The organism is Ancylobacter gelatini (genome assembly GCF_022601675.1).
In the GTDB taxonomy this organism is placed as follows: domain Bacteria; phylum Pseudomonadota; class Alphaproteobacteria; order Rhizobiales; family Xanthobacteraceae; genus Ancylobacter; species Ancylobacter gelatini.
On record NZ_JAKVIL010000011.1, the window covers coordinates 36,814 to 56,673 of the forward strand.

14 protein-coding genes are annotated in these 19,860 nt (G+C 69.6%); 8 read left to right on the forward strand and 6 right to left on the reverse strand.

Annotated features, from left to right (window positions below; genetic code table 11):
• The first annotated feature begins 45 nt into the window (after positions 1 to 45).
• From MKI84_RS17250 to MKI84_RS17260, 3 genes are all read left to right on the forward strand, one after another.
• The gene (locus MKI84_RS17250; protein ID WP_241621492.1) at positions 46 to 837 is read left to right on the forward strand and encodes an ABC transporter substrate-binding protein; all 792 of its coding nucleotides are present in this window, start codon (positions 46 to 48) and stop codon (positions 835 to 837) included.
• Between the two features lie 93 nt (positions 838 to 930).
• The gene (locus tag MKI84_RS17255; protein WP_245404843.1) at positions 931 to 3,495 is read left to right on the forward strand and encodes an ATP-dependent helicase; all 2,565 of its coding nucleotides are present in this window, start codon (positions 931 to 933) and stop codon (positions 3,493 to 3,495) included.
• 148 nt (positions 3,496 to 3,643) lie between these two features.
• Positions 3,644 to 4,567, forward strand: a complete 924-nt coding sequence (locus MKI84_RS17260; protein ID WP_241621494.1) for a 50S ribosomal protein L11 methyltransferase — start codon at positions 3,644 to 3,646, stop codon at positions 4,565 to 4,567.
• A 10-nt stretch (positions 4,568 to 4,577) separates the two neighbouring features.
• Here MKI84_RS17260 and MKI84_RS17265 read toward each other — a convergent pair whose 3' ends face one another.
• Both MKI84_RS17265 and MKI84_RS17270 read right to left on the reverse strand, forming a co-directional pair.
• On the reverse strand, positions 4,578 to 4,796 hold the full coding sequence (locus MKI84_RS17265) for a hypothetical protein (RefSeq protein WP_241621495.1): 219 nt from the start codon (positions 4,794 to 4,796) through the stop codon (positions 4,578 to 4,580).
• 147 nt (positions 4,797 to 4,943) lie between these two features.
• Entirely contained in the window at positions 4,944 to 5,456 is a 513-nt protein-coding gene (locus tag MKI84_RS17270; protein WP_241621496.1) for a thioesterase family protein, read from the reverse strand.
• Positions 5,457 to 5,699: 243 nt separating this feature from the next.
• On the opposite strand from MKI84_RS17270, the gene MKI84_RS17275 reads away from it, so the two are divergent.
• Together MKI84_RS17275 and MKI84_RS17280 are read left to right on the forward strand one after the other, a co-directional pair.
• Positions 5,700 to 7,115 carry an FAD-binding oxidoreductase gene (locus MKI84_RS17275; RefSeq protein ID WP_241621497.1) on the forward strand — a complete coding sequence of 472 codons (1,416 nt, stop codon included), beginning with the start codon at positions 5,700 to 5,702 and terminating at the stop codon, positions 7,113 to 7,115.
• A 271-nt stretch (positions 7,116 to 7,386) separates the two neighbouring features.
• A complete protein-coding gene (locus MKI84_RS17280; protein ID WP_241621498.1) occupies positions 7,387 to 11,097 on the forward strand; it encodes an AsmA family protein in 3,711 nt (1,236 codons plus the stop codon).
• Between the two features lie 4 nt (positions 11,098 to 11,101).
• On the opposite strand, the gene serB is transcribed toward MKI84_RS17280, so the two are convergent.
• Positions 11,102 to 11,995 carry a phosphoserine phosphatase SerB gene (gene serB / locus MKI84_RS17285; protein WP_425353858.1) on the reverse strand — a complete coding sequence of 298 codons (894 nt, stop codon included), beginning with the start codon at positions 11,993 to 11,995 and terminating at the stop codon, positions 11,102 to 11,104.
• Positions 11,996 to 12,070: 75 nt separating this feature from the next.
• On the opposite strand from serB, the gene miaA reads away from it, so the two are divergent.
• Positions 12,071 to 12,991 carry a tRNA (adenosine(37)-N6)-dimethylallyltransferase MiaA gene (gene miaA / locus MKI84_RS17290; RefSeq protein WP_241621499.1) on the forward strand — a complete coding sequence of 307 codons (921 nt, stop codon included), beginning with the start codon at positions 12,071 to 12,073 and terminating at the stop codon, positions 12,989 to 12,991.
• On the opposite strand, the gene MKI84_RS17295 is transcribed toward miaA, so the two are convergent.
• The 3 genes from MKI84_RS17295 to purE all read right to left on the reverse strand — a co-directional run bounded on the left by MKI84_RS17295 (position 12,955) and on the right by purE (position 15,641).
• Positions 12,955 to 13,917, reverse strand: a complete 963-nt coding sequence (locus MKI84_RS17295; RefSeq protein ID WP_241621500.1) for a protein-methionine-sulfoxide reductase heme-binding subunit MsrQ — start codon at positions 13,915 to 13,917, stop codon at positions 12,955 to 12,957. The two genes, miaA and MKI84_RS17295, sit on opposite strands and share 37 nt — an antisense overlap.
• 135 nt (positions 13,918 to 14,052) lie before the next feature.
• Positions 14,053 to 15,135, reverse strand: coding sequence for a 5-(carboxyamino)imidazole ribonucleotide synthase (locus MKI84_RS17300; RefSeq protein WP_241621501.1), 1,083 nt, complete (start codon positions 15,133 to 15,135; stop codon positions 14,053 to 14,055).
• Positions 15,136 to 15,140: 5 nt separating this feature from the next.
• Positions 15,141 to 15,641: a 5-(carboxyamino)imidazole ribonucleotide mutase gene (purE, locus tag MKI84_RS17305; protein ID WP_241621502.1), complete on the reverse strand. Its 501-nt coding sequence runs from the start codon at positions 15,639 to 15,641 to the stop codon at positions 15,141 to 15,143.
• Positions 15,642 to 16,017: 376 nt separating this feature from the next.
• On the opposite strand from purE, the gene MKI84_RS17310 reads away from it, so the two are divergent.
• Both MKI84_RS17310 and MKI84_RS17315 read left to right on the forward strand, forming a co-directional pair.
• Positions 16,018 to 18,003 (forward strand): L,D-transpeptidase family protein, encoded by a 1,986-nt coding sequence (locus tag MKI84_RS17310; protein WP_241621503.1) that lies wholly within the window; start codon positions 16,018 to 16,020, stop codon positions 18,001 to 18,003.
• Between the two features lie 286 nt (positions 18,004 to 18,289).
• Complete coding sequence (locus MKI84_RS17315) at positions 18,290 to 19,849, forward strand: peptidoglycan L,D-endopeptidase MepK (protein WP_241621504.1); 1,560 nt, start codon at positions 18,290 to 18,292, stop codon at positions 19,847 to 19,849.
• The last annotated feature ends 11 nt before the right edge of the window (positions 19,850 to 19,860 follow it).

A 19,860-nucleotide genomic window follows, 5' to 3' on the forward strand; every position in this document is an offset into this window, starting at 1 on the left:
GAGCGAACGATCCACGCGTCAATCGCTGCCTTGTATGGAGACCCGATGATCCCGACATCGAGGCGCCTGTTTCTCGCGGGCGCATTCGCGCTCGCCTGCGCGGTTCCGTCCGCTGGACAGGCCGACGGGGTCCTGCGCGTGGGGACGGTGGTCAATAACGAGCCGTGGGAGTTCACGGATCCGCAGGGCCGGCTCGCGGGATTCGACATCGACCTGATGATGGAGATCGGCCGCCGGCTGGGGATGAAGGTCGAGTTCGACATCATGCCGTTCCGCGATCTGTTCGGGGCGCTGGAGCGGGGGCAGATCGAGGCGGCGATCTGCTCGATCACCGTGACCCCGGAACGGGCGAGCCGCTTCGATTTCTCGCAGCCCTTCTATCGCACCTCGCAGGGCGTCGTGGTGATGCGCAGTTCCGGCATCCGCTCCCTGCGCGATTTGAAGGGGCGCAGCATCGGGGTCGAGCCCGGCACCACCAATGAGGAATGGGTGAAGGCGAATGCCCGCACCTTCGGCTTCGGCGCCATCAGCTATTCCACCGGCGTCAATGAAGGGTTGCGGCAGCTCCAGGCCGGCGAGATCGCCGCCTATTTCGGTGACCTGCCGGTGCTGATCTATCAATTGCTCACGCGCCGCGACCTTGCGGTGATCGAGCGCCTGCCGACCCATGATCTCTATGCGGTGATGTTGCCCAAGGGCTCACCGCTCACCGAGAAGATCGACCTCGCCATTGCCGCGCTCAAGAAAGATGGCCGGCTCGCGGAGATTCACCGCAAATGGTTCGGCCAGTCGCCGGAGCCCGGCTCGCCGAGCGCCGTCCCGATGCGCCGGCCCTGAGAACGCGCGCTTTTCCCGCCAGACTGTGCAAAAACCGCGCAGTCTCGCCAAATGGGCATGGCGGTGCCATTTTGTTCTCATATGAATCAGCCGATGAAACCGAGCGGGCCTGTGGCCGACCCTGAGCAAACGCCGCGCGACGACGCGTCCGACATCCCCTTCGACCTGCCGGCCCGCGCCGGGCAGGGACGCGACGACGCGTCCGACATCCCCTTCGACCTGCCGGCCCGCGCCGGGCAGGGGCGCGGCGACGTGCCCGCCGCCTCGGGCGGCGGGACCGATTACGTGCCGAAGGCCGGCGGCATCGCGGCCCGCGCCCGCGCCATGGCCGCGCCGGGCGGGGGCGGCGGGAGCGGGGTCTATCTCGACGGGCTGAACCCGGAGCAGCGCGCGGCGGTGGAGGCGACCGAAGGGCCGGTGCTGGTGCTGGCCGGCGCGGGCACCGGCAAGACGCGTGTGCTCACCACCCGCATCGCCCATATTCTCTCGCTCGGTCTCGCCTGGCCCTCGCAGATTCTCGCCGTCACCTTCACCAACAAGGCCGCGCGCGAGATGAAGGAGCGCATCGGCGCGATGGTCGGCGAGCAGGTGGAGGGCATGCCGTGGCTCGGCACCTTCCACGCCATCGGCGTGCGCATGCTGCGCCGCCATGCCGAGCTGGTCGGGTTGAAGTCCGGCTTCACCATTCTCGACACCGACGACCAGATCCGGCTGCTGAAGCAGCTTCTGCAGGCCGAGAACATCGACGAGAAGCGCTGGCCGGCGCGGCTGCTGGCCAACACCATCGACGGCTGGAAGAATCGCGGCCTCACGCCCTCGCAGGTCTCGGCCGGCGAGGGCGCCGCCTTCGCGAACGGGCGTGGGCAAAAACTCTACGCCGCCTATCAGGCCCGGCTCAAGGCGCTGAACGCGGTGGATTTCGGCGACCTGCTGCTGGAGGGCATCCGGCTGCTGCGCGAGAACCCGGACGTGCTCGCCGAGTATCACAAGCGCTTCCGCTACATTCTGGTCGACGAGTATCAGGATACCAACGTCGCGCAATATCTCTGGCTGCGCCTGCTGGCGCAGGGTTCGCGCAATGTGTGCTGCGTCGGCGACGACGACCAGTCGATCTATGGCTGGCGCGGCGCCGAAGTGGACAACATCCTGCGCTTCGAGAGCGATTTCCCCGGCGCCACCGTGGTGCGGCTGGAGCGCAACTACCGCTCGACCGGCCATATTCTCGGCGCCGCCGCGCATCTGATCGCCCATAATGAGGGCCGGCTCGGCAAGACCCTGTTCTCGGAAGGCGCGCTTGGCGAGAAGGTCACGGTGACCGGGGCGTGGGACAGCCAGGAGGAAGCCCGCGCCATCGGCGAGGAGATCGAGGATTTGCAGCGGGGCGGACAGGCGCTCTCGCAGGTCGCCATATTGGTGCGCGCCTCGTTCCAGATGCGCGAATTCGAGGACCGTTTCGTCACGCTGGGGCTGAACTACCGCGTCATTGGCGGCCCGCGCTTCTATGAGCGCGCGGAAATCCGCGACGCGCTGGCCTATCTGCGCGTCATCGCCTCGCCCGCCGACGACCTAGCCTTCGAGCGCATCGTCAATGTGCCCAAGCGCGGGCTGGGCGACGCGGCGCTGCGCCAGATCCATGACCACGCCCGCGCGGCCGGCGTGCCGCTGGTCGAGGCCGCGCGCGACCTGGTGAACAGCGAGGAGCTGAAGCCGAAGGTGCGGCTCACTTTGCGCGATCTGGTCGGCTCCTTCGATCGCTGGCGCCAGCAGATGGCGAGCCTGCCGCATCACGAACTCGCCGAGATCGTGCTCGACGAGAGCGGCTATACCGAGATGTGGCAGAAGGACCGTTCGGCGGACGCCGCCGGCCGGCTGGAGAACCTGAAGGAACTCGTGCGCTCCATGGAGCCGTTCGAGAACCTGATCGGCTTCCTCGAACATATCTCGCTGGTGATGGATGCCGAGGGTGCCGCCGGGCAGGATGCGGTCAACATCATGACGCTGCATTCCGCCAAGGGGCTGGAATTCGAGACCGTGTTCCTGCCGGGCTGGGAAGAGGGCCTGTTCCCGCACCAGCGCGCGCTGGACGAGCAGGGCCGCGCCGGGCTCGAGGAGGAGCGCCGCCTCGCCTATGTCGGCGTCACCCGCGCCCGCCACCGCGCCAAGGTGTTCTTCGCGTCCAACCGGCGCATCCATGGCATGTGGCAGTCCAGCGTGCCGAGCCGTTTCCTCGACGAGCTGCCGGAAGCCCATGTCGAGGTGACCGAATCGCGCGGCGGCCATGGCTGGGGGGGCGGTCAGGCCGGGCGCTATGGCTACGGCCCCAGCCGCTTCGACAAGGCCGAGACCTTCGGCTCCTCCTACTCCACCCCCGGCTGGCAGCGCGCGCAGCAGAGCAAGCGCGAGGGCCAGTTCGGCGGCTTCGCGGAAAATGCCGGGCGCTACAACCCGGCGACCTCCCGTGGGGCGGGCCGGGTGATCGAGGGCGAGCTCATCGCCAAGTCGACCGGCGCGCCATCCGCCTTCCCGCTCGGCGCACGGGTGTTCCACCAGAAGTTCGGCTATGGCGAGGTGGTGGCGGTGGAAGGCAACAAGCTCACCGTCCAGTTCGACAAGGCCGGCGAGAAGAAGGTGGTCGACAGCTTCGTCCAGGCGGCGTGAGCTGCACGCCTTCTGATGGACCCGGCGTGAGCCGCCGGCCTGTTCGATCCGTGCGGCGTGACGCGGCCCGTTGCCGGGGCACTGGCGTTCGGCGCCCGGCTCTGGCACATGAGCGCGAGCCGCTCTGAACCGATCACGAGGCCCCGCCATGCTCGAAGGACTGCCGCCCAACGGCGCGACGCACATCATGCGTGTCGGCGTTCCCGAGAGCGAGGCGCTCTCCATCGCCGAGTTCATCGGCGAGACCTTCGATCCGGCCGAGGTCGCCACCAGCGCGTTCGAGATCGAGAACCGCGCCGAGGGCTCGGCCTGGGCGATCGAGATCTATTTCGCCGAGGCGCCGGACGAGGACGGCGTGCGCGAGCTGATCGCCCTCGTCTCGCCTCAGGCGGCGGAAGAGGCGGTGTTCGCGACGCTCGACAAGAAGGACTGGGTGGCCGCCTCGCTGGAAGGGTTGGCGCCGGTCGAGGTCGGCCCGTTCGTGGTGCACGGCTCGCATGATCGCGGCCGCTTCACCGCCAACCGCATCGACATCGAGATCGAGGCCGCGCTCGCCTTCGGCACCGGGCATCACGGCACCACCAAGGGCTGCCTCGCCGCCATCGCGGCGTTCGGCAAGCGGCGCCGGCCGGCGCGCACGCTCGATGTCGGCACCGGTACGGGCGTGCTGGCCATGGCGGCCGCGCGGCTGTTCCACCGCCCGATCCTCGCCAGCGACATTGACCGGGTGGCGGTGGCGACGGCGCGCGACAATGCACGCGCCAACCGCGCCGCGCCGGAAATCACCTTCCTGCACGCGCCGGGCCTGTCCGCGAGCGATTTCGCTGCGCGCGGGCCCTATGACCTGATCCTGGCGAATATCCTGCTGGCACCGCTCAAGAGCATCGCGCGCGGCCTGCGCCCGCTGCTCGCGCCGGGCGGCACGCTGGTGCTGTCGGGGCTGCTGCCCTCGCACGCGAACGCGGCGCTTGCCGCCTATCGCGCGCAGGGGCTTCACCTCGTGCGCCGGCGCACCATCGAGGGCTGGACCACGCTGGAACTCAGCGCCGATACCGGGCGTCCGAAGGCCTGAGCCTTCGGGCTCAGCCGGCGCGGTTCTGGTCGCCGAACACGTCCTTCAGCACCGGCGAGTCCGGGTTGAAGCCGAGATGGCGATAGCGGGCCATTTCACGCTCGACTTCCGCGAAGCGCGCGGCGATCACTCGGTCGAGGAAGCGGCCCCAGAAACCGCGTGAGGGCGTGGCCGCGCGAGCGGACGAGGTGGGGGCGAGATGGGTCGGGGCAAAAAAAGCGGTTGCCATGAGGTGTCTCCTGCACATGGAGCGACGTTTCTATGTGCGAAAACATAGACTTTTTGCGCTGCACAAGAAGAGGGGCATGTTCATGGCTGGCCCGCGCCTGTTGCATGCGCGAGCCAAGGGCTCCGTCGTCGCGGAGCGTTCAGCCGGTCAGGACAGCCTGATCGGCATGTTCACCGGGCGGCCGAGCCCGTCGGGCACCGGCAGCGCGCCGTGAGCCGCCTTCATCAGCGCGAGCCGTTCCAGCACCTCGTCCGGGAACGGCGAGACCCGCCGCGTGCCCATGTCGACATGCTGGGCGATCTGCTCGCAGGTGGCCGCGGTCCAGCCCTCGCGGGCATGGTGCATTTCCTGAAACAGATGCATGCGCCGGTCGTCATAATTGATCAGGCGGAGCGTCACCCGCACCTCCTGCCCGGCACGGAGTTCGCGTACGAAGCGCTGATGGGCTTCGGTCGTGAAGAAGGAGGCACTGCGCCTCTCGACCAGATGCGGGCCAAGGCCCACAAGGAACACCGCCTCGTCGACCGCGCGGTCGAACAGAAGGCCGTAATATGCTGAATTGAGCTGCCCGTTATAATCGACCCAAGCCGGCTCGACCGTCATCACGGACGAGACGAAAGGGGCGAAAAACACGGGCTCGAAGTCGATCCCGTCCAACATGACACCGTTCCCGCTATTATGAGCGCGAGGTCCGCGCTGCCTTATTGAAAAGCATTGTGCCGACTTTTCATGCAGTCGTCACCTAGGCTGATGGCCTTTGAATGACGAAAATCTTGCGAGACGAGGGTTTTTGTGCCCTCGAATCGCCGCGGTCAGCCGCGCGGCGGGCTCGCACCCCCGTTCGATAAGGTGTAAGCGGTCTTGTCCCGCCTCCCGGCGGGCTGGATTGCTCAGGAGGAAGGCATGGCGGAACTGGTGGCGGAGCGCCCGCGCGCGGAGGGTGAGGTCGAGGCGGTGGAGCGGGTAATCGCCAGCCTGGCCAAGCATTTCGGCGATCGGCTCGTCACCGGGCGCGCGGTGCGCGAGCAGCATGGCAACAGCGTCACCTGGCTGCCCAATGAGGCGCCGGACGCGGTGGTGTTCGTCGAGAGCACGCAGGATGTTCAAATCACCGTGCGCGCCTGCGCCGAGCATGGTGTCCCGGTGGTCGCCTTCGGCGCCGGCTCCTCGCTGGAGGGCCAGATCAACGCCCCCAGGGGCGGCATCTCGATCGACCTGTCGCGCATGAACCGCGTGCTGGCGGTGAACCCGGAGGATCTCGACTGCGTGGTCGAGCCCGGCGTCACCCGCAAGCAGCTCAACGAGCACCTGCGCGATGCCGGCCTGTTCTTCCCCATCGATCCCGGCGCGGATGCCTCGCTCGGCGGCATGGCCGCGACCCGCGCCTCCGGCACCAATGCGGTGCGCTACGGCACGATGAAGGACAATGTCATCGCGATGACCGTGGTGCTCGCCAATGGCGAGGTGATCTCCACCGGCTCGCGCGCCCGCAAGTCGTCCTCGGGCTACGACCTCACCCGCCTGTTCATCGGCTCCGAGGGCACACTCGGCATCATCACCCAGCTGACGCTCAAGCTGTCGGGCATTCCCGAGGCGATTTCCGCCGGCGTCTGCGCCTTCCCCACCATTCGCTCGGCCTGCGACGCGGTGATCCTCACCATCCAGTCCGGCCTGCCGGTGGCGCGCATCGAATTGCTGGACGAGGTGCAGGTGAAGGCGTGCAACGCCTATTCCAAGCTCGACCTCGCCGAGCAGCCGACCCTGTTCGTGGAGTTCCACGGCACCGAGGCCGGCGTCGCGGAACAGGCGGCGCGCTTCGGCGAGATCGCGTCCGAATATGGCGGCGGCCCCTTTGTCTGGGCGACCAAGCCGGAGGAGCGTTCCAAGCTGTGGCAGGCGCGCCATGATGCCTATTGGGCCTGCCTGCCGCTCAAGCCCGGCGCGCGCGCCATCGCCACCGATGTCTGCGTGCCGATTTCGCGCCTTGCCGAATGCGTCGACGAGACCAAGCGCGACATCGAGGAAATGGGCCTGATCGCCCCCATCGTCGGCCATGTCGGCGACGGCAATTTCCACACGGTGACGCTGGTCGACATGGAAGACCCGCAGGATATCGCCAAGGTGAAGGACTTCATGTCGCGCATGGTCAAGCGCGCGCTGGCCATGGGCGGCACCGCCACCGGCGAGCACGGCGTCGGGCAGGGCAAGCGCAAATACATGGAAGCCGAGCACGGCACCGCGGCGCTCGACGCCATGCGGGCCATCAAGGCGGCGCTGGACCCCAAGGGTATCTTCAATCCCGGCAAGATACTGCCCTGAGGCAAGCTTCCCTGATGCGGCGGCCCTGAATCGCCGGCCGCGCATCGCGCTACGGCGTTTTTGCACGCATAGTCGGTTTATGCTCTGGAGCGTGTCCCGATCAGATGGAATCACCTGATCGAAGAGGAATTGCTCCAGCTATTTGAATCCAGAGCACTTCCTGATTGTTCGGATGTTCCATCCGAGCGGGAAGGGCTCTAGGTAAGAGGTCCGTCGGTATCTCCCGCGCCGGCGGGTCGAGCGCGAGTACCGGACGACCCGGAGGAGAGGCGTGCAGAACTTTCTGCTCACGGTCGCAAGCGCCGTCATCCTGGTGATCGCCGCCGCCTTCGCGGCGCCGTTCCTTATCGACTGGACGCAGTTCCGCTCGGTCATCGAGGAGCAGGCGAGCACGCGGATCGGCGTGCCGGTGACCATTGGCGGCGCGATCGACGTGCAACTTCTGCCCGCGCCGAAGCTGCTGCTGCAGCAGGTCGCGGTCGGGGCGCCGGGGGCGGCGACGCAGCTTTCGGTCGGCGAGCTGCGCGGTGATTTCTCGCTGGGCGAACTGATGCGCGGGCATTTCGTCGCCGAACGGCTGACGCTGGCACGGCCGGCTTTGAGCCTCGACCTCGACGATCTGCGCCGGCTGGCGGCTGGCGGGAACCTCTCGGCCTTTTCCATCGCCGCGCTGGTCATCGAGGACGGCGCGCTGGAGCTGCGCGACCGGGCAAGCGGGCACGTGCTGCGCCTCGCGGGGGCAAATCTTTCCGGTGAACTCGGCAGCCTGCGCGGCCCGCTCAAGCTTGAGGGCGAGATCGGCAGCGGCGGGGCCCAGCGCCGGCTGCGGCTCGCGCTCTCCGGCCTTGAGCCCGATGGCAGCGCCAGGCTGCGCGCCACCGTGCAGGGGCTCGATACGCCGATGGCGTTCGACGTCGACGGCGTGCTGCGCATCGCCGGGGCCGTGCCCGCCTTCGAGGGCAAGGCGTCGCTTTCCACGGCCTCGCTGTCCACGCAGCCGCGCGAGACGCCCGCGCTGCGCGGCGTCGCCAGTGCCCCCGCCGGCGGCTGGAGCCTCTCCGCGACGGTCGCGGCGACGCCGGAGCTGGTCGAGGCGCGCGAGCTCGCCCTCAGGCTCGGTGCCAGCGAGCACCCGGTGGAACTCAACGGCAATGCGCGGCTCACCCGTCCGCTGGAACTCGGCGCCGGCTCGCGGCTGGAACTGGCGCTGGGCGCCCGCCAGCTCGATCTGTCCGCCGCGGCCGGCAAGGCTGCCCCGCTCGCCGTGCTGAACGCGGTCGCCGCCACCCTCGCGCCGCTGTCGCGCGTCGCCGCCACCGGCGCGCTGGATTTTTCCAGCGACACGGTGCTGCTGTCCGGCGCGGCGATGCGCGAGGTCAAGGCCGGGCTCGACTGGAGCGGCGAGGGCTGGAGCGCCCGCGCGCTGGAGGCCCGCCTGCCGGGGCGTGCCAGCATCCGGCTGGCCGGGGCGCTGCCGGGCACGCGCGACACGCGGGCGGGAGACGAACTCTTCGCCGGCACCATCGATCTTTCGGCCGAGGACCTGGCCGCCTTCGCCGGCTGGGCCGCGCCGGAAGCGCCGACACTTCTGGCCGGTTTGCCCGCCGGAGCGGCGCGGCTGACCGGCGGCATCGCGATCGCGCCGGAGCGCGTGGCGTTCGACGCGGCGACCCTCTCTGTCGGCACGATGACGCTCACCGGCGGCGGCGCCTATGCCTTCCCGCCGGGCGGGCGCGGCAAGGTTGATGCCGCGCTGGCGGCCGAGGGCGTCGATCTCGATCCGCTTCTGGTCCCGGTGCGCCGGCTGCTGGCCATGAGCGGCGAAAAGCTCGATGTCGCGCTGGGCTTCAAGGGTCGCCGTGTGCGTCTCGCCGGCGTCGATGCCGGCCAGATCGACCTCGCGCTCGCCACCACACCGGAGGGGCTGTCGATCCAGCGCCTCGCGCTCGCAAATTTCGGCGGGCTCAATGTCACCGGCTCCGGCCTTCTGGTCTCGCCCGAGGCTGGCCGAGCCGCCGGGGCGGATGGCCGGTTCGAGGCGCGGCTGGCCGGCACGAAGGCCGACGGACTGCCGGCGCTGGCGCGCACCTTCGGTCTGGCGCGTGTGGAGGAACTGGTAGCCCGGCTCGGCCCCACGCTGGCGCCGGTTGATGTCGGGCTGACGCTCACCGCCGACAAGGGCGCGCTTGATCTCGATGCGCGCGGCCGGCTCGGCGTGGTCGAGGGTTCGGCCGTGGCGACCTTCGGTGCCGGGCGCGATCTCGCCGGCACGCTCGGCCTCAATATCGACGACGGCAGCGCGCTGTTCTCGCGGCTCGGCCTCACGGCGCTGCGGCCCAAGCTCGGCCCGGCCCGGCTCGACGTCACGCTCGCCCGCCAGTTCGAGGGCGAACTGCTGTTCGCTGGCGCCGAGCTCGCGGCGCGAGGCGCCTTCTCCTTCGACGAGGTGGGCCGGTTGCAGCCCGACCTGACCCTGAAGCTCGACGGCGCCGACCTTTCGAGGCTGTTTCCACCGCTCGCGCTCGGCGGCATTGCCAGCCTGCCGGCGACACTCGAGGGCGCTCTCAGCCGCGACGGCGAGACCTGGCGGATCGAGGGGCTGACCGGGACGGTGGGCGGCCAGAAGATCGATGGCCGCGCCGCCTATCTGCCCGGCGAGGCGCAGCCGATCGACGCCGAGCTCAGCCTCGCGCGCTGGAGCCTGCCCACCGCGCTGGCGCTGGTCTCGGGCACCCCGGCGCCGGGCAGAGCCGGCGGCTGGCCGGACGGCGCATTTGGGCGCGCCCCGCTGGCCACGCTCGGCGCGAGCGTGCGGCTGGAGGTCGCCACGCTCGACCTGCCGGCCGGCCTTGCGATCGACGGTGCGAAGCTGCGGCTGCGGCTCAATGACGGCGCCGCCGTGGTCGAGGAGATCACCGGCTCGCTGGCCGGCGGGCGGCTGGCCGGACGGTTCGAGCTGCGCCGGCGTGGTGACCTCGCCCAGCTGGATGGCCACCTGGCGCTGAACGATGCCGAGATCGCCCAGCTGGTGCGCGCTGCCGGCACGGCGCGACCGGGGGTGAGCGGGCGGACGAGCGTCAATCTCGACGTTTCCGGCGCCGGGCGCTCGCCGCGCGCCATTGTCGCCGCGCTGTCGGGGCAGGGCAGCCTCACTGTGAGCGGGCTGGAGATCGCCGGCGCCGATCCCGAGGCGCTGGCCTATGCCATGCGCGCCACCGAGGCTGGTCTGCCGCCGGACGAAGCCCGCATCACCGGCGTTCTGGAGGAAGGGCTTGCGCGCGGCCCGCTGAAGCTGGCTCAGGCAGAGAGCGCGCTCGGGCTGGTTGGCGGCGTATTGCGCTCCGGTTCCGCGCGGTTTTCGCAAGGCACGCGGCGCTTCGCGCTGTCCGGCGCGCTCGACCTGCCGCAACTCGCCTTCGAGGCGACGCTGGATATGGAAGATCCGGCCGCCGGGCCACAGGCGGCGATGCCCGGCGCGGCGCTGGTCTGGCGCGGCTCCCTGGACGCTCCCGAGCGGCGGGTCGACGTGACGGCGCTCAGCGCGGCGATCAACATGCGGGCGCTGGAGCGCGAGACCCGGCGGCTGGAGGAGGAGTTCCGCCGCCAGCCTCCGGCTCCGCAGACACCCGCGCAGCAGGCGCCATTACGTGCGCCGGCGGCAGCGCCTGCTCCACCCCCGGCCTCGCCGGCGGCGATGGCACCCGCGGTCACCGTTCCCCTGCCGAAACCCGCGCCGACGCCCTTCAGCATGCGCCCGCGCGATCCGGCCCCCAGGCCCGCGCCGCTGCGCGCGGGCGAGGTGCGTTCCTCGCCGCTGCCGCCGCCCATGTCGCTTCAGCCCTCCGCTGCCGGGAGCGGCCCGGGCGCGTCGTCCGGTGCGGAGCGGGTCGTGCCGCAGGCGGCACCGCCCTTGCCGCCGCCGATCGACATCGCGCCCGATGTGTTGCTTAGCCCGATCATGGCGCCGCCATTGGCGCCGTGAGCGTTCAGGCGGTCACGAAGTCCTCACGGGCATAACCCTGCAGATAGAGCAGTGCGGTCAGGTCGCCGTGATCGATGCGCACCTGCGCGCTCGCCGCCACTTGCGGCTTGGCGTGATAGGCGACGCCCAGTCCCGCGGCGCCGATCATGGCGAGGTCATTGGCCCCATCGCCCACAGCCAGCGTCTCGTCGTCCGAGAGCCCGAGCTCCGCCCGCAGCTCTACCAGCGCCGCGAGCTTTGCCTCGCGGCCGAGGATCGGCTCCTCGACGAGACCGGCGAAGCGTTCGCCTTCGGTCACCAGTATATTGGCGCGATGGGCGTCGAAGCCGATCATCGCCGCCACACGGCTGGTGAACAGGGTGAACCCGCCGGACACCAGCAGCGTGCGCGCGCCATGGGCCCGCATCGTGCGCACCAGTTCCGTGCCGCCGGGGGTGAGGCGGATGCGCTCGGCCATCACCGCATCGACCACGGAGACCGGCAGATCCTTCAGCAACGCCACGCGCTCGCGCAGCGCCGGCTCGAAGGCGATCTCCCCGCGCATGGCGCGCTCGGTGATCGCGGAAACGTGTGCCTTCATGCCGGCATGGTCGGCCAGCTCGTCGATGCATTCCTGCCCGATCATGGTGGAGTCCATGTCGGCGAGGAACAGCTTCTTGCGCCGTCCCGTGGCGGGCAGCAGCGCGATGTCGAGCGGCAGATGCGCCACCATCGCCCGCAGCACGTCGAGATTGGCGCCGCCGGCAAAACCGATTTCCGCAGCGATACCCTCGTCCAGCGTGCGGACCTCGCCGGCGCCCGGCAGCAGCGCGCGGATCGCGGCCACCAGCTCGGGGCTGATCATCGGCCGCGTCGGGTTGGAAATCAGGACGGCGACGTGGGAAGTCTTGTGCGACATGGTAAGGCTCGGGCGGCTGCGCCCCGCAGGGTTGCGGGCGGCGGCGGGCTGGAAAAGCAAGGCGAGGATTTTCGCGTGAACAGTTCATCCCGCCCGCGCGCGGTGCTTATCGCAGGGCCGACCGCGAGCGGCAAGTCCGCGCTGGCGCTGGCGCTGGCCGAGCGTGCCGGCGGCCTCGTCATCAATGCCGATTCCATGCAGGTCTACCGCGATCTGCGCGTGCTCTCGGCCCGGCCCAGCGCGGAGGAGGAGGCCCGCGCCCCGCATGCGCTCTACGGCCATGTCGACGGGGCGGAGGAGTATTCGGTCGCGCATTGGGTGGAGGACGCCCGCCATGCGCTGTATGACGCGTCCGCATCCGGGAGGCTGCCGATCCTCATCGGCGGCACCGGGCTGTATTTCAAGGCGCTGACGCAGGGGCTGGCGCCAGTGCCGGCGATCCCTGAGGAGGTGCGCGAGCGGGTGCGGATGAGCGGCCTCGACGCCCCGGCGCTGCATGAGCGGCTCGCCCGCGTCGATCCCGAGACCGCCGCGCGGCTGCGCCCGTCCGACACACAGCGCCTGATGCGGGCGCTGGAAGTATTCGAAGCGACCGGCCGCCCGCTGGCCCGCTGGCAGGAGGACGAGGGCTCGGCCCCGGTTCTGGCGGGGGATGACGTATTGCGAATTTTCCTTGCCACCGATCGCACCGCGCTGCGCACGACGATTGGCCGCCGCTTCCAGCTGATGATCGAGGCGGGCGCTCTGGACGAGGTGCGGGCGCTCGACGCGCGCGCCCTGCCGGCCGACCGCACCATCCTCAAGGCCCACGGCGTGCCGTGGCTGCGCCGGTATCTGCGCGGCGAGATCACGCTCGACGCGGCGATCGAGGGCGGCGTCACCGACACCCGCCGTTACGCCAAGCGGCAGGATACCTGGTTCCGCCACCAACTCGACGGCTGGCGCGCACTCAGCCCCGCTCAGGCGGCCGACGAACTGGCCCGGCTGGTGACCTGAGGGCGGGCGGCGCGGCGCACCGGCAGCGGGCGCAGCTTCAGCACGACCTCGCTGGCGAGCGCGATGGCGATGCCGGTGCCGAACACCCACCAGGCCGGGCGGATCGAATAGGAAAAGGCGAGGTTGGCGTTCAGCACCCGCCACGGGTCGATGCCGGTGGCGGCGAGATACCAGCCGGCCTCTGTCAGCGCGGTGGAGAGCCCAGCGGCGGCCGCCACCACTATCATCGCCACCAGCCCGGTTCCGTGCTGGAACCGTTGCGCGATCCGCCAGTAGATCAGCCACAGGAACAGCCCGGTCATCAGCGTCGGCTCCGTCACGTCGAGCTTCTGCTGCATGAAGAAGTGCAGCAGGCCGAGCGCGGTGATCGGATAGACCAGCATGTGGATCTGATTCCAGCGCGCGGCGCCGAGGCGCTGCACCGCCCCGTCCCACGAGGTGGCGGACAGCACCAGCAACCCGACCAGGGCGATGAAGCCGATGGTGAGATAGATGCGCAGCACGATTTCGCGCACCACCATGCCGAGATCGCCGATATCGGCGACATAGAAGCCGACATGCAGCACCACATAGAAGGCCGCGCCAAGGCCGAGCGTGCGGCGCGCGGCCAGCAGGCGCGGCCAGTTGAACAGCCGCCGCGCCGGTGTGATGGCGAGTGTGACCAGCAGGAGGCGGATCGACCATTCGCCGATATAGCGGATCGCCTCCACCAGAGGGCGCGCGGCGAGCGCCGGATCGGCCCCAAGCGCGCCGCCACCGAGACCGCCACCACCCAGCGCTCCGCCCGCCACGCCGAACGGGTCGGCCGGGGCAAGCCCGCCGCTGAGCGCGCGCGCCGCGAGCCAGCCAAGCGGGGCCAGCACGAGCAGCAGGGCGACGATCTTCTCGGGACTGAAGGCGCCGGAGCGCTCGCGCAGGAAGGCCATGTCAGGAAGCACCGCTGAGGGGGGATCGCTACCAGATACGATGGCATGCGCCGGAAAATTACCCGGCCCGCCGCACGTTTGCGTGAGGCGGGCCGGGCAGAACGGGCAATCGTGCAAGCGAGGGCGGCGCCGCGCTCAGGCGTCGTCCTCGAAGAAAATGCGCGTGACATGGCCCATCTTGCGCCCCGGCCGGGCTTCTGCCTTGCCGTAGAGGTGCAGATGCGCGCCGGGCTCGGCCAGCACCTCGTGCCAGCTTTCCGCCTCGTCGCCGATCAGATTGGTCATCTCGACATGGCCGAGCCGCTCCACCGCGCCCAGCGGCCAGCCGGCGACCGCGCGCACATGCTGCTCGAACTGGCTGGTGACGGCGCCGTCCAGCGTCCAGTGGCCGGAATTGTGAACGCGCGGGGCGATCTCGTTGACGATCACGCCCTGCGTGCCGTCCACCACCACCAGGAACATTTCCACCGCGAATACGCCGACATAGCCCAGCGCCTCGCCGATGCGCCGCGCGATCTCATGCGACACCGCCGCGACCGCTGGCGTCACCTCGGCGGGGACGGTGGAACGGTAGAGGATGTGATGGCGATGCTCGTTCTGCGTCACCTCATAGGCCGCGAAACGCCCGTCCTCGGTGCGCGCGGCAACCACCGACACTTCGCGGATGAATGGCACGAAACCTTCGAGGATCGCGGGATGGCCACCGATGGCGGCAAAGGCGGCTGCCGCATCGTCACCCTCGCGGATCATCACCTGACCCTTGCCGTCATAGCCGAAGCGCCGGGTCTTCAGCACCGCCGGCCGGCCGATCTCGGCGAGCGCTTCTGTCAGCGAAGCCTCGTCGTCGACGGCCGCGAAGGGCGCGACCTCGATGCCGAGCCGGGCGATGAAGCTCTTTTCCGCCAGCCGGTCCTGGGTGATGCCGAGCGCACTCGCGCCCGGATGCACCGGCACGCGGGCGGCGAGGAATTCGGCCGTCGCGACCGGAACGTTCTCGAACTCGTAGGTGACGACATCGACCGCGGCGGCGAAACGCTCCAGCGCCTCGAAATCCTCATAGGCGGCCCTGGTATGCGCGCTCGCTACGTCGAAGGCCGGGCTGCCGTCTTCCGGCGCGTGGATATGGGTCTTGAGGCCGAGCGGGGCGGCCGCGAGCGCGATCATGCGCGCGAGCTGGCCGCCGCCGAGAATGCCGAGAGTGGAGCCGGGCTTGAGCATGGCGATCACACCGGTTGTTCGGTGACGGCGGCGGTGCGTGCCGCGCGCCAGGCGTCCAGCCGCGCGGCCAGCGCCGGGTCGGACAGGGCGAGCACGGCGGCCGCGATGAGCGCAGCATTCACCGCGCCGGCCTTGCCGATGGCGAGCGTGCCGACCGGGACGCCAGCGGGCATCTGGACGATGGAGTACAGGCTGTCGAGCCCTTGCATCGCCTTGCTCTCCACCGGCACGCCGAAAACGGGGAGCGGTGTGAGGGAGGCGACCATGCCGGGAAGATGGGCGGCGCCGCCAGCCCCGGCGATGATCGCCTTGTAGCCGGCCGCTTTCGCGCCCCTGGCGAAGTCGAACATGCGCTCCGGGGTGCGGTGGGCGGAAACGATGAGGCAGGTGTGGCCGACCTCCAGCGCCTCCAGCGTCTCGGCGGCGTGGCGCATGGTCTCCCAGTCCGACTGGCTTCCCATGATGATGGCGATCGGCTGCGCGTCAGCCGTCGTCGGCTCGGTCATTGCCGGGTCCTTCCCCCAAAAAGAAGGCGCGGATTATAGGAATCGCGAAGGTGGCGGCAAGCGCTGTTCTCACATCCGCGTCATCCCGTCCGCAAACGGCTGTCCCCGCTCATGCTTAACACCGCCTTTACCACCTTTTGCGACAGTGCATTTGCTTCTCCGTTCGGCTTCTCCGGCCTTGTTTCATCGGCGCCATCGCGGCCGGATATGGGACCTTTGCCGGTTTCGTGAGTTGAACCGGAGAGAGCGAACCGAGACAAAGAGGCTGCGTACCAGCCTCATGCGTTTTCAGATAGTGTGGCGGGGAACGGAGACAGCAATGGCCGGGCGTGTCGATCAGCTTGCGAGGCGGTATCTTGCCGGTACGGCGTGCGCCTTGCTTGCGGCGGTTCTGACGGCGGGTGCGCTGCCGGGAGCCGGGACGGGCCTGTCCGGCATGGCGCGCGCGCAGGATTTGTCGGGCGCCCCCATCGCCATGGGCGACCCTGCCGGCAACGGCACTCATGATGGTGGCTCGGCGCAGCCTGCCGGAGAAGGTGCCGCCCCGCTTTCTGCGCCGGGCGATGCGCCCGCGCCCTTCGACATCCGCTCCACGCGCCACCGGCTCGACACCGTGCTGGCGATGCCGGCCTACCCGCAGGATCACCCGGCCGCCGCCGCCAACCAGCCGGCGCGCCCGACGTCCACGGGCTCCGCCACTGCAAATCCGCCGGTTCCCGGCTTCGGCGCTCCGAGCCTGGGCACCGGCACGCCCGGCACTGGCACCCCGACCGCTTCCACCCCCGCCAGCGGCGCGCCGGCGGCTGCTACCGCGCCCCAGCAGGGGCTGATGGTCTCGCGCTATCTCTCGGAATTGATTGGCAGCCAGCTGCGGCGCTTCGTGGTGAGTCCGAAGGAGGCGCAGGCGCTCGCCGATTTCTACGCCGCGCGCCAGTATCAGCCAGTTTTCACCGCCGCCGGCGGCTATTCGGCGATCGGATCAGCCGTGCTCGGCACCTTCGCCGCGTCGGCGCTGGAAGGGCTGGCGCCGGCCGACTATGTGGTCCCACCGCTGCGCGCCCATGCCTCCGACGGCGAACTGGCCGAGGCCGAACTGCGCCTCGCGGCCACCACGCTGCTCTATGCGCGCCACGTTCAGAGCGGGCGTTTCGATCCCAAGGGCATCAATCCCGAATTCGTCGACCCAACGCCCACCGCGCCGGAGGCGGCCGCGGTGCTCGCGCTGGTGGCGACCTCGCCCAATACATCGGCGGTGATGGCGTCCTTCGCCCCGCAATATGACGAGTACCGGCTGCTGAAGATGCAGCTTGCCACGCGTCTCGCGGATGGGCGCGGCGTGCCGCTTGCCCAGGTTCCCCCCGGCCCGACGTTGCGGCCGGGCGATGGCGATCGGCGCGTGCCGCTGCTGCGCGCGCGGCTCGGCCTGCAGGGCGCGCCGGACGATTTCGGCTATGACGACATGCTGGTCGATGCGGTGCGCCAGTTCCAGGCCGCCTCCGGCCAGAAGCCGGACGGGCTTGTGGGCCCCGGCACGCTCGCTGCGCTCAACGGCACCGGCAGTGAAAGCCTGCCCGACATCATCGCCAATATGGAACGCTGGCGCTGGGTGCCCCATGAGGTGGCGCCGGTCTATGTGATGGTGAACATCCCCGAATTCATGGTGCGCGTGGTCGTCAATGAACAGACGATCCATGAGACGCGCGTCGTGGTCGGCACCGAGAAGAACCAGACCCCCATCATGTCCGCCGAGATGCAGTACATGGTGTTCAACCCGTCATGGAATCTGCCGCCGGGCATCATTCGCAACGAGATGCTGCCCAAGCTGCAGGCTGACCCCTACGCGCTGGACCGCCAGGGCATCGACGTGGTGCGCAATGGCCGCATCATCGATCCCGGCACGGTGGACTGGAGCCGGGGCACGCAGGGCTATTCGTTCCGCCAGCCGCCCGGCGAGCGCAACGCGCTCGGCAACATGAAGTTCATGTTCCCGAACAAGCACTCGGTCTATCTGCACGACACGCCGAGCCGCGCGCTGTTCGGGCGCGAGCGCCGGGCGTTCAGCCATGGCTGCGTGCGGGTGCATGAGCCGATGAAGTTCGCCGAAGTGATGTTCGGTCTCGGCGTCAACGACCAGTGGGACCAGAAGCGCATTTCTCGCCTGCTCGGCGGCAATGAGAAGCATGTGAGCCTGCAGCGTCGCTTCCCGGTGCATCTGGTCTACTTCACCACCTATGTCGACGGCGCCGGCAAGCTGGTGTCGCGCGAGGATATTTACGGCACCAACGCCGCGGTGAAAGCGATTCTCGGCCTTGATGGCTCGTCCCGGATCGCGACACGCGGACGCCAGACCGCGCTGCGCTGACGCCCATCTCCACCTGTCACACCCTCGTCATTGGCTGATTTGTGTTTCATCAAAGACACGATCAACCAAAAAACTGACGATGAATGGTGCTGTTGTAGCGAATTTGATTGGGCGGCACGGTTTCGCCACAGTCACTTTCTAGCCAGAGTGCCAATAAAGGCGTGGGGGTTGGGTCGTAACGGCCTTTTAACCAAACCCGATAAGACTGTGTTGACCATGTGTGTCGCGGCTTCCGGCTGCGGCGCTTCAAGGAAACGTTCGTTTTCGGGTTTGGAAGTCCGTGCGCATGACACTCGCTTTACGCTCTCGTCGTCTTGCACAGGCCTCGCTGCTCGCGGCAGCGGTTTCCCTGTGCAGCACCGACCTGCTTCAGGACGCGGTTGCCAATGGCGACACGCGCACGCTGAGCTTCCATCACGTCCATTCCGGCGCAAGCGCCACCGTCACCTTCAAGCGCAACGGCCGCTACGATCCGGCCGCGCTGCGGCAGCTCAACGTTCTGCTGCAGGATTGGCGCCGCAAGGAGCCGACCAATATGGACCCCCAGCTGTTCGATATCGTCTGGGAGGTCTATCGCGAGACCGGGGCCACGGCGCCGGTCGAGGTGATCGGCGGCTACCGTTCGCCCGCGACCAACGCCATGCTCCGCTCGCGTTCGCGCGGCGTCGCCCAGACCAGCCTGCACATGCAGGGCAAGGCGATGGATTTCTTCATCCCCGGCGTGCCGCTCTCCAAGATCCGCGAGGCCGGCCTGCGGCTCCAGCGCGGCGGCGTCGGCTTCTACCCGACCTCCGGTTCGCCCTTCGTGCATCTCGACACCGGCGGCGTACGGCACTGGCCGCGCATGACCCGCACCGAGCTTGCGCGCGTGTTCCCCGACGGCAAGACCGTTCATGTGCCGACCGACGGCAAGCCGATGCCGCGCTATGAACTGGCGCTGGCCGAGGTCGAGTCCAAGGGCAAGGAGCCGGGCGGCGTTGGCGCCGCCTTCGCCGGCCTGTCCGGCGGCAATGATCCCAAGCGCGCCGGCGCCGCTGCCGGCGGTTCCAAAAATCTGTTCGCCAGCCTGTTCGGCGGCGGCAAGGAGGACGATGACGAGGAGAGCGCGGCGCCTGTCGCGAGATCCGCCCCCGTCACGGCCCCGGCCACCGCGCCGGCTCCGGTGCAGGTCGCGGCGGCCGAACCGGCCGATATTCCGCGGCCGCAACCAAGCCCGATGCCGCGCGGCGCCACGGCTGTCGCCGATGCACCGGCTCCCGCCGCCGTGCCCTTCGCGGTCGCCGCGATGGTGCCCCGTCCGCTCTCGCGCCCTGCCGATGCGCCGAAGCTGCCCGCTGCGGCCGAGCCCGCCGCGCTTCAGGTCGCGAACGCCGCTGTCCCACGTCCGCAGGCCCGTCCCGGCGCACTGCCCGAGCTGATCGTCGGCTCCTCGGTCGATGGCGCGCCGGCGCTGGCCTATGCCTCGGCCTCCACCGGAATCTTCCCGAGCGAGCGGCTCCAGCCCGGCCGCGCCCCGGCGCCGGCGCCGAGCGCGGCGGCCGCCCCGTCGCGCTCCACCGGTGCCAATGGCCTGCGCGGCACGGTGGCGCCCTATCCGCCGGAAATGCAGGCCGAGATTCGCCGGCTGTTCTCCAGCCCGACCGTGGCCACCCATGTCGTGATGCGCACGCCCGAGCTGCGTCGCTTCGCCGCCTTCGTCGCCCCGCCGCGCCAGGTGGTTGCGGGCGGCTTCAGCAAGACCGCGCCGGCCAGCCTGAACACCTCCCGCTTCGAGGGTGCCGCCGTGGTCGCGGTGCCGGTGGTCGCGATGATGAGCGGCGCCGCCCCGCTGGCGAAACCGCTCTGAACGCGACCTCC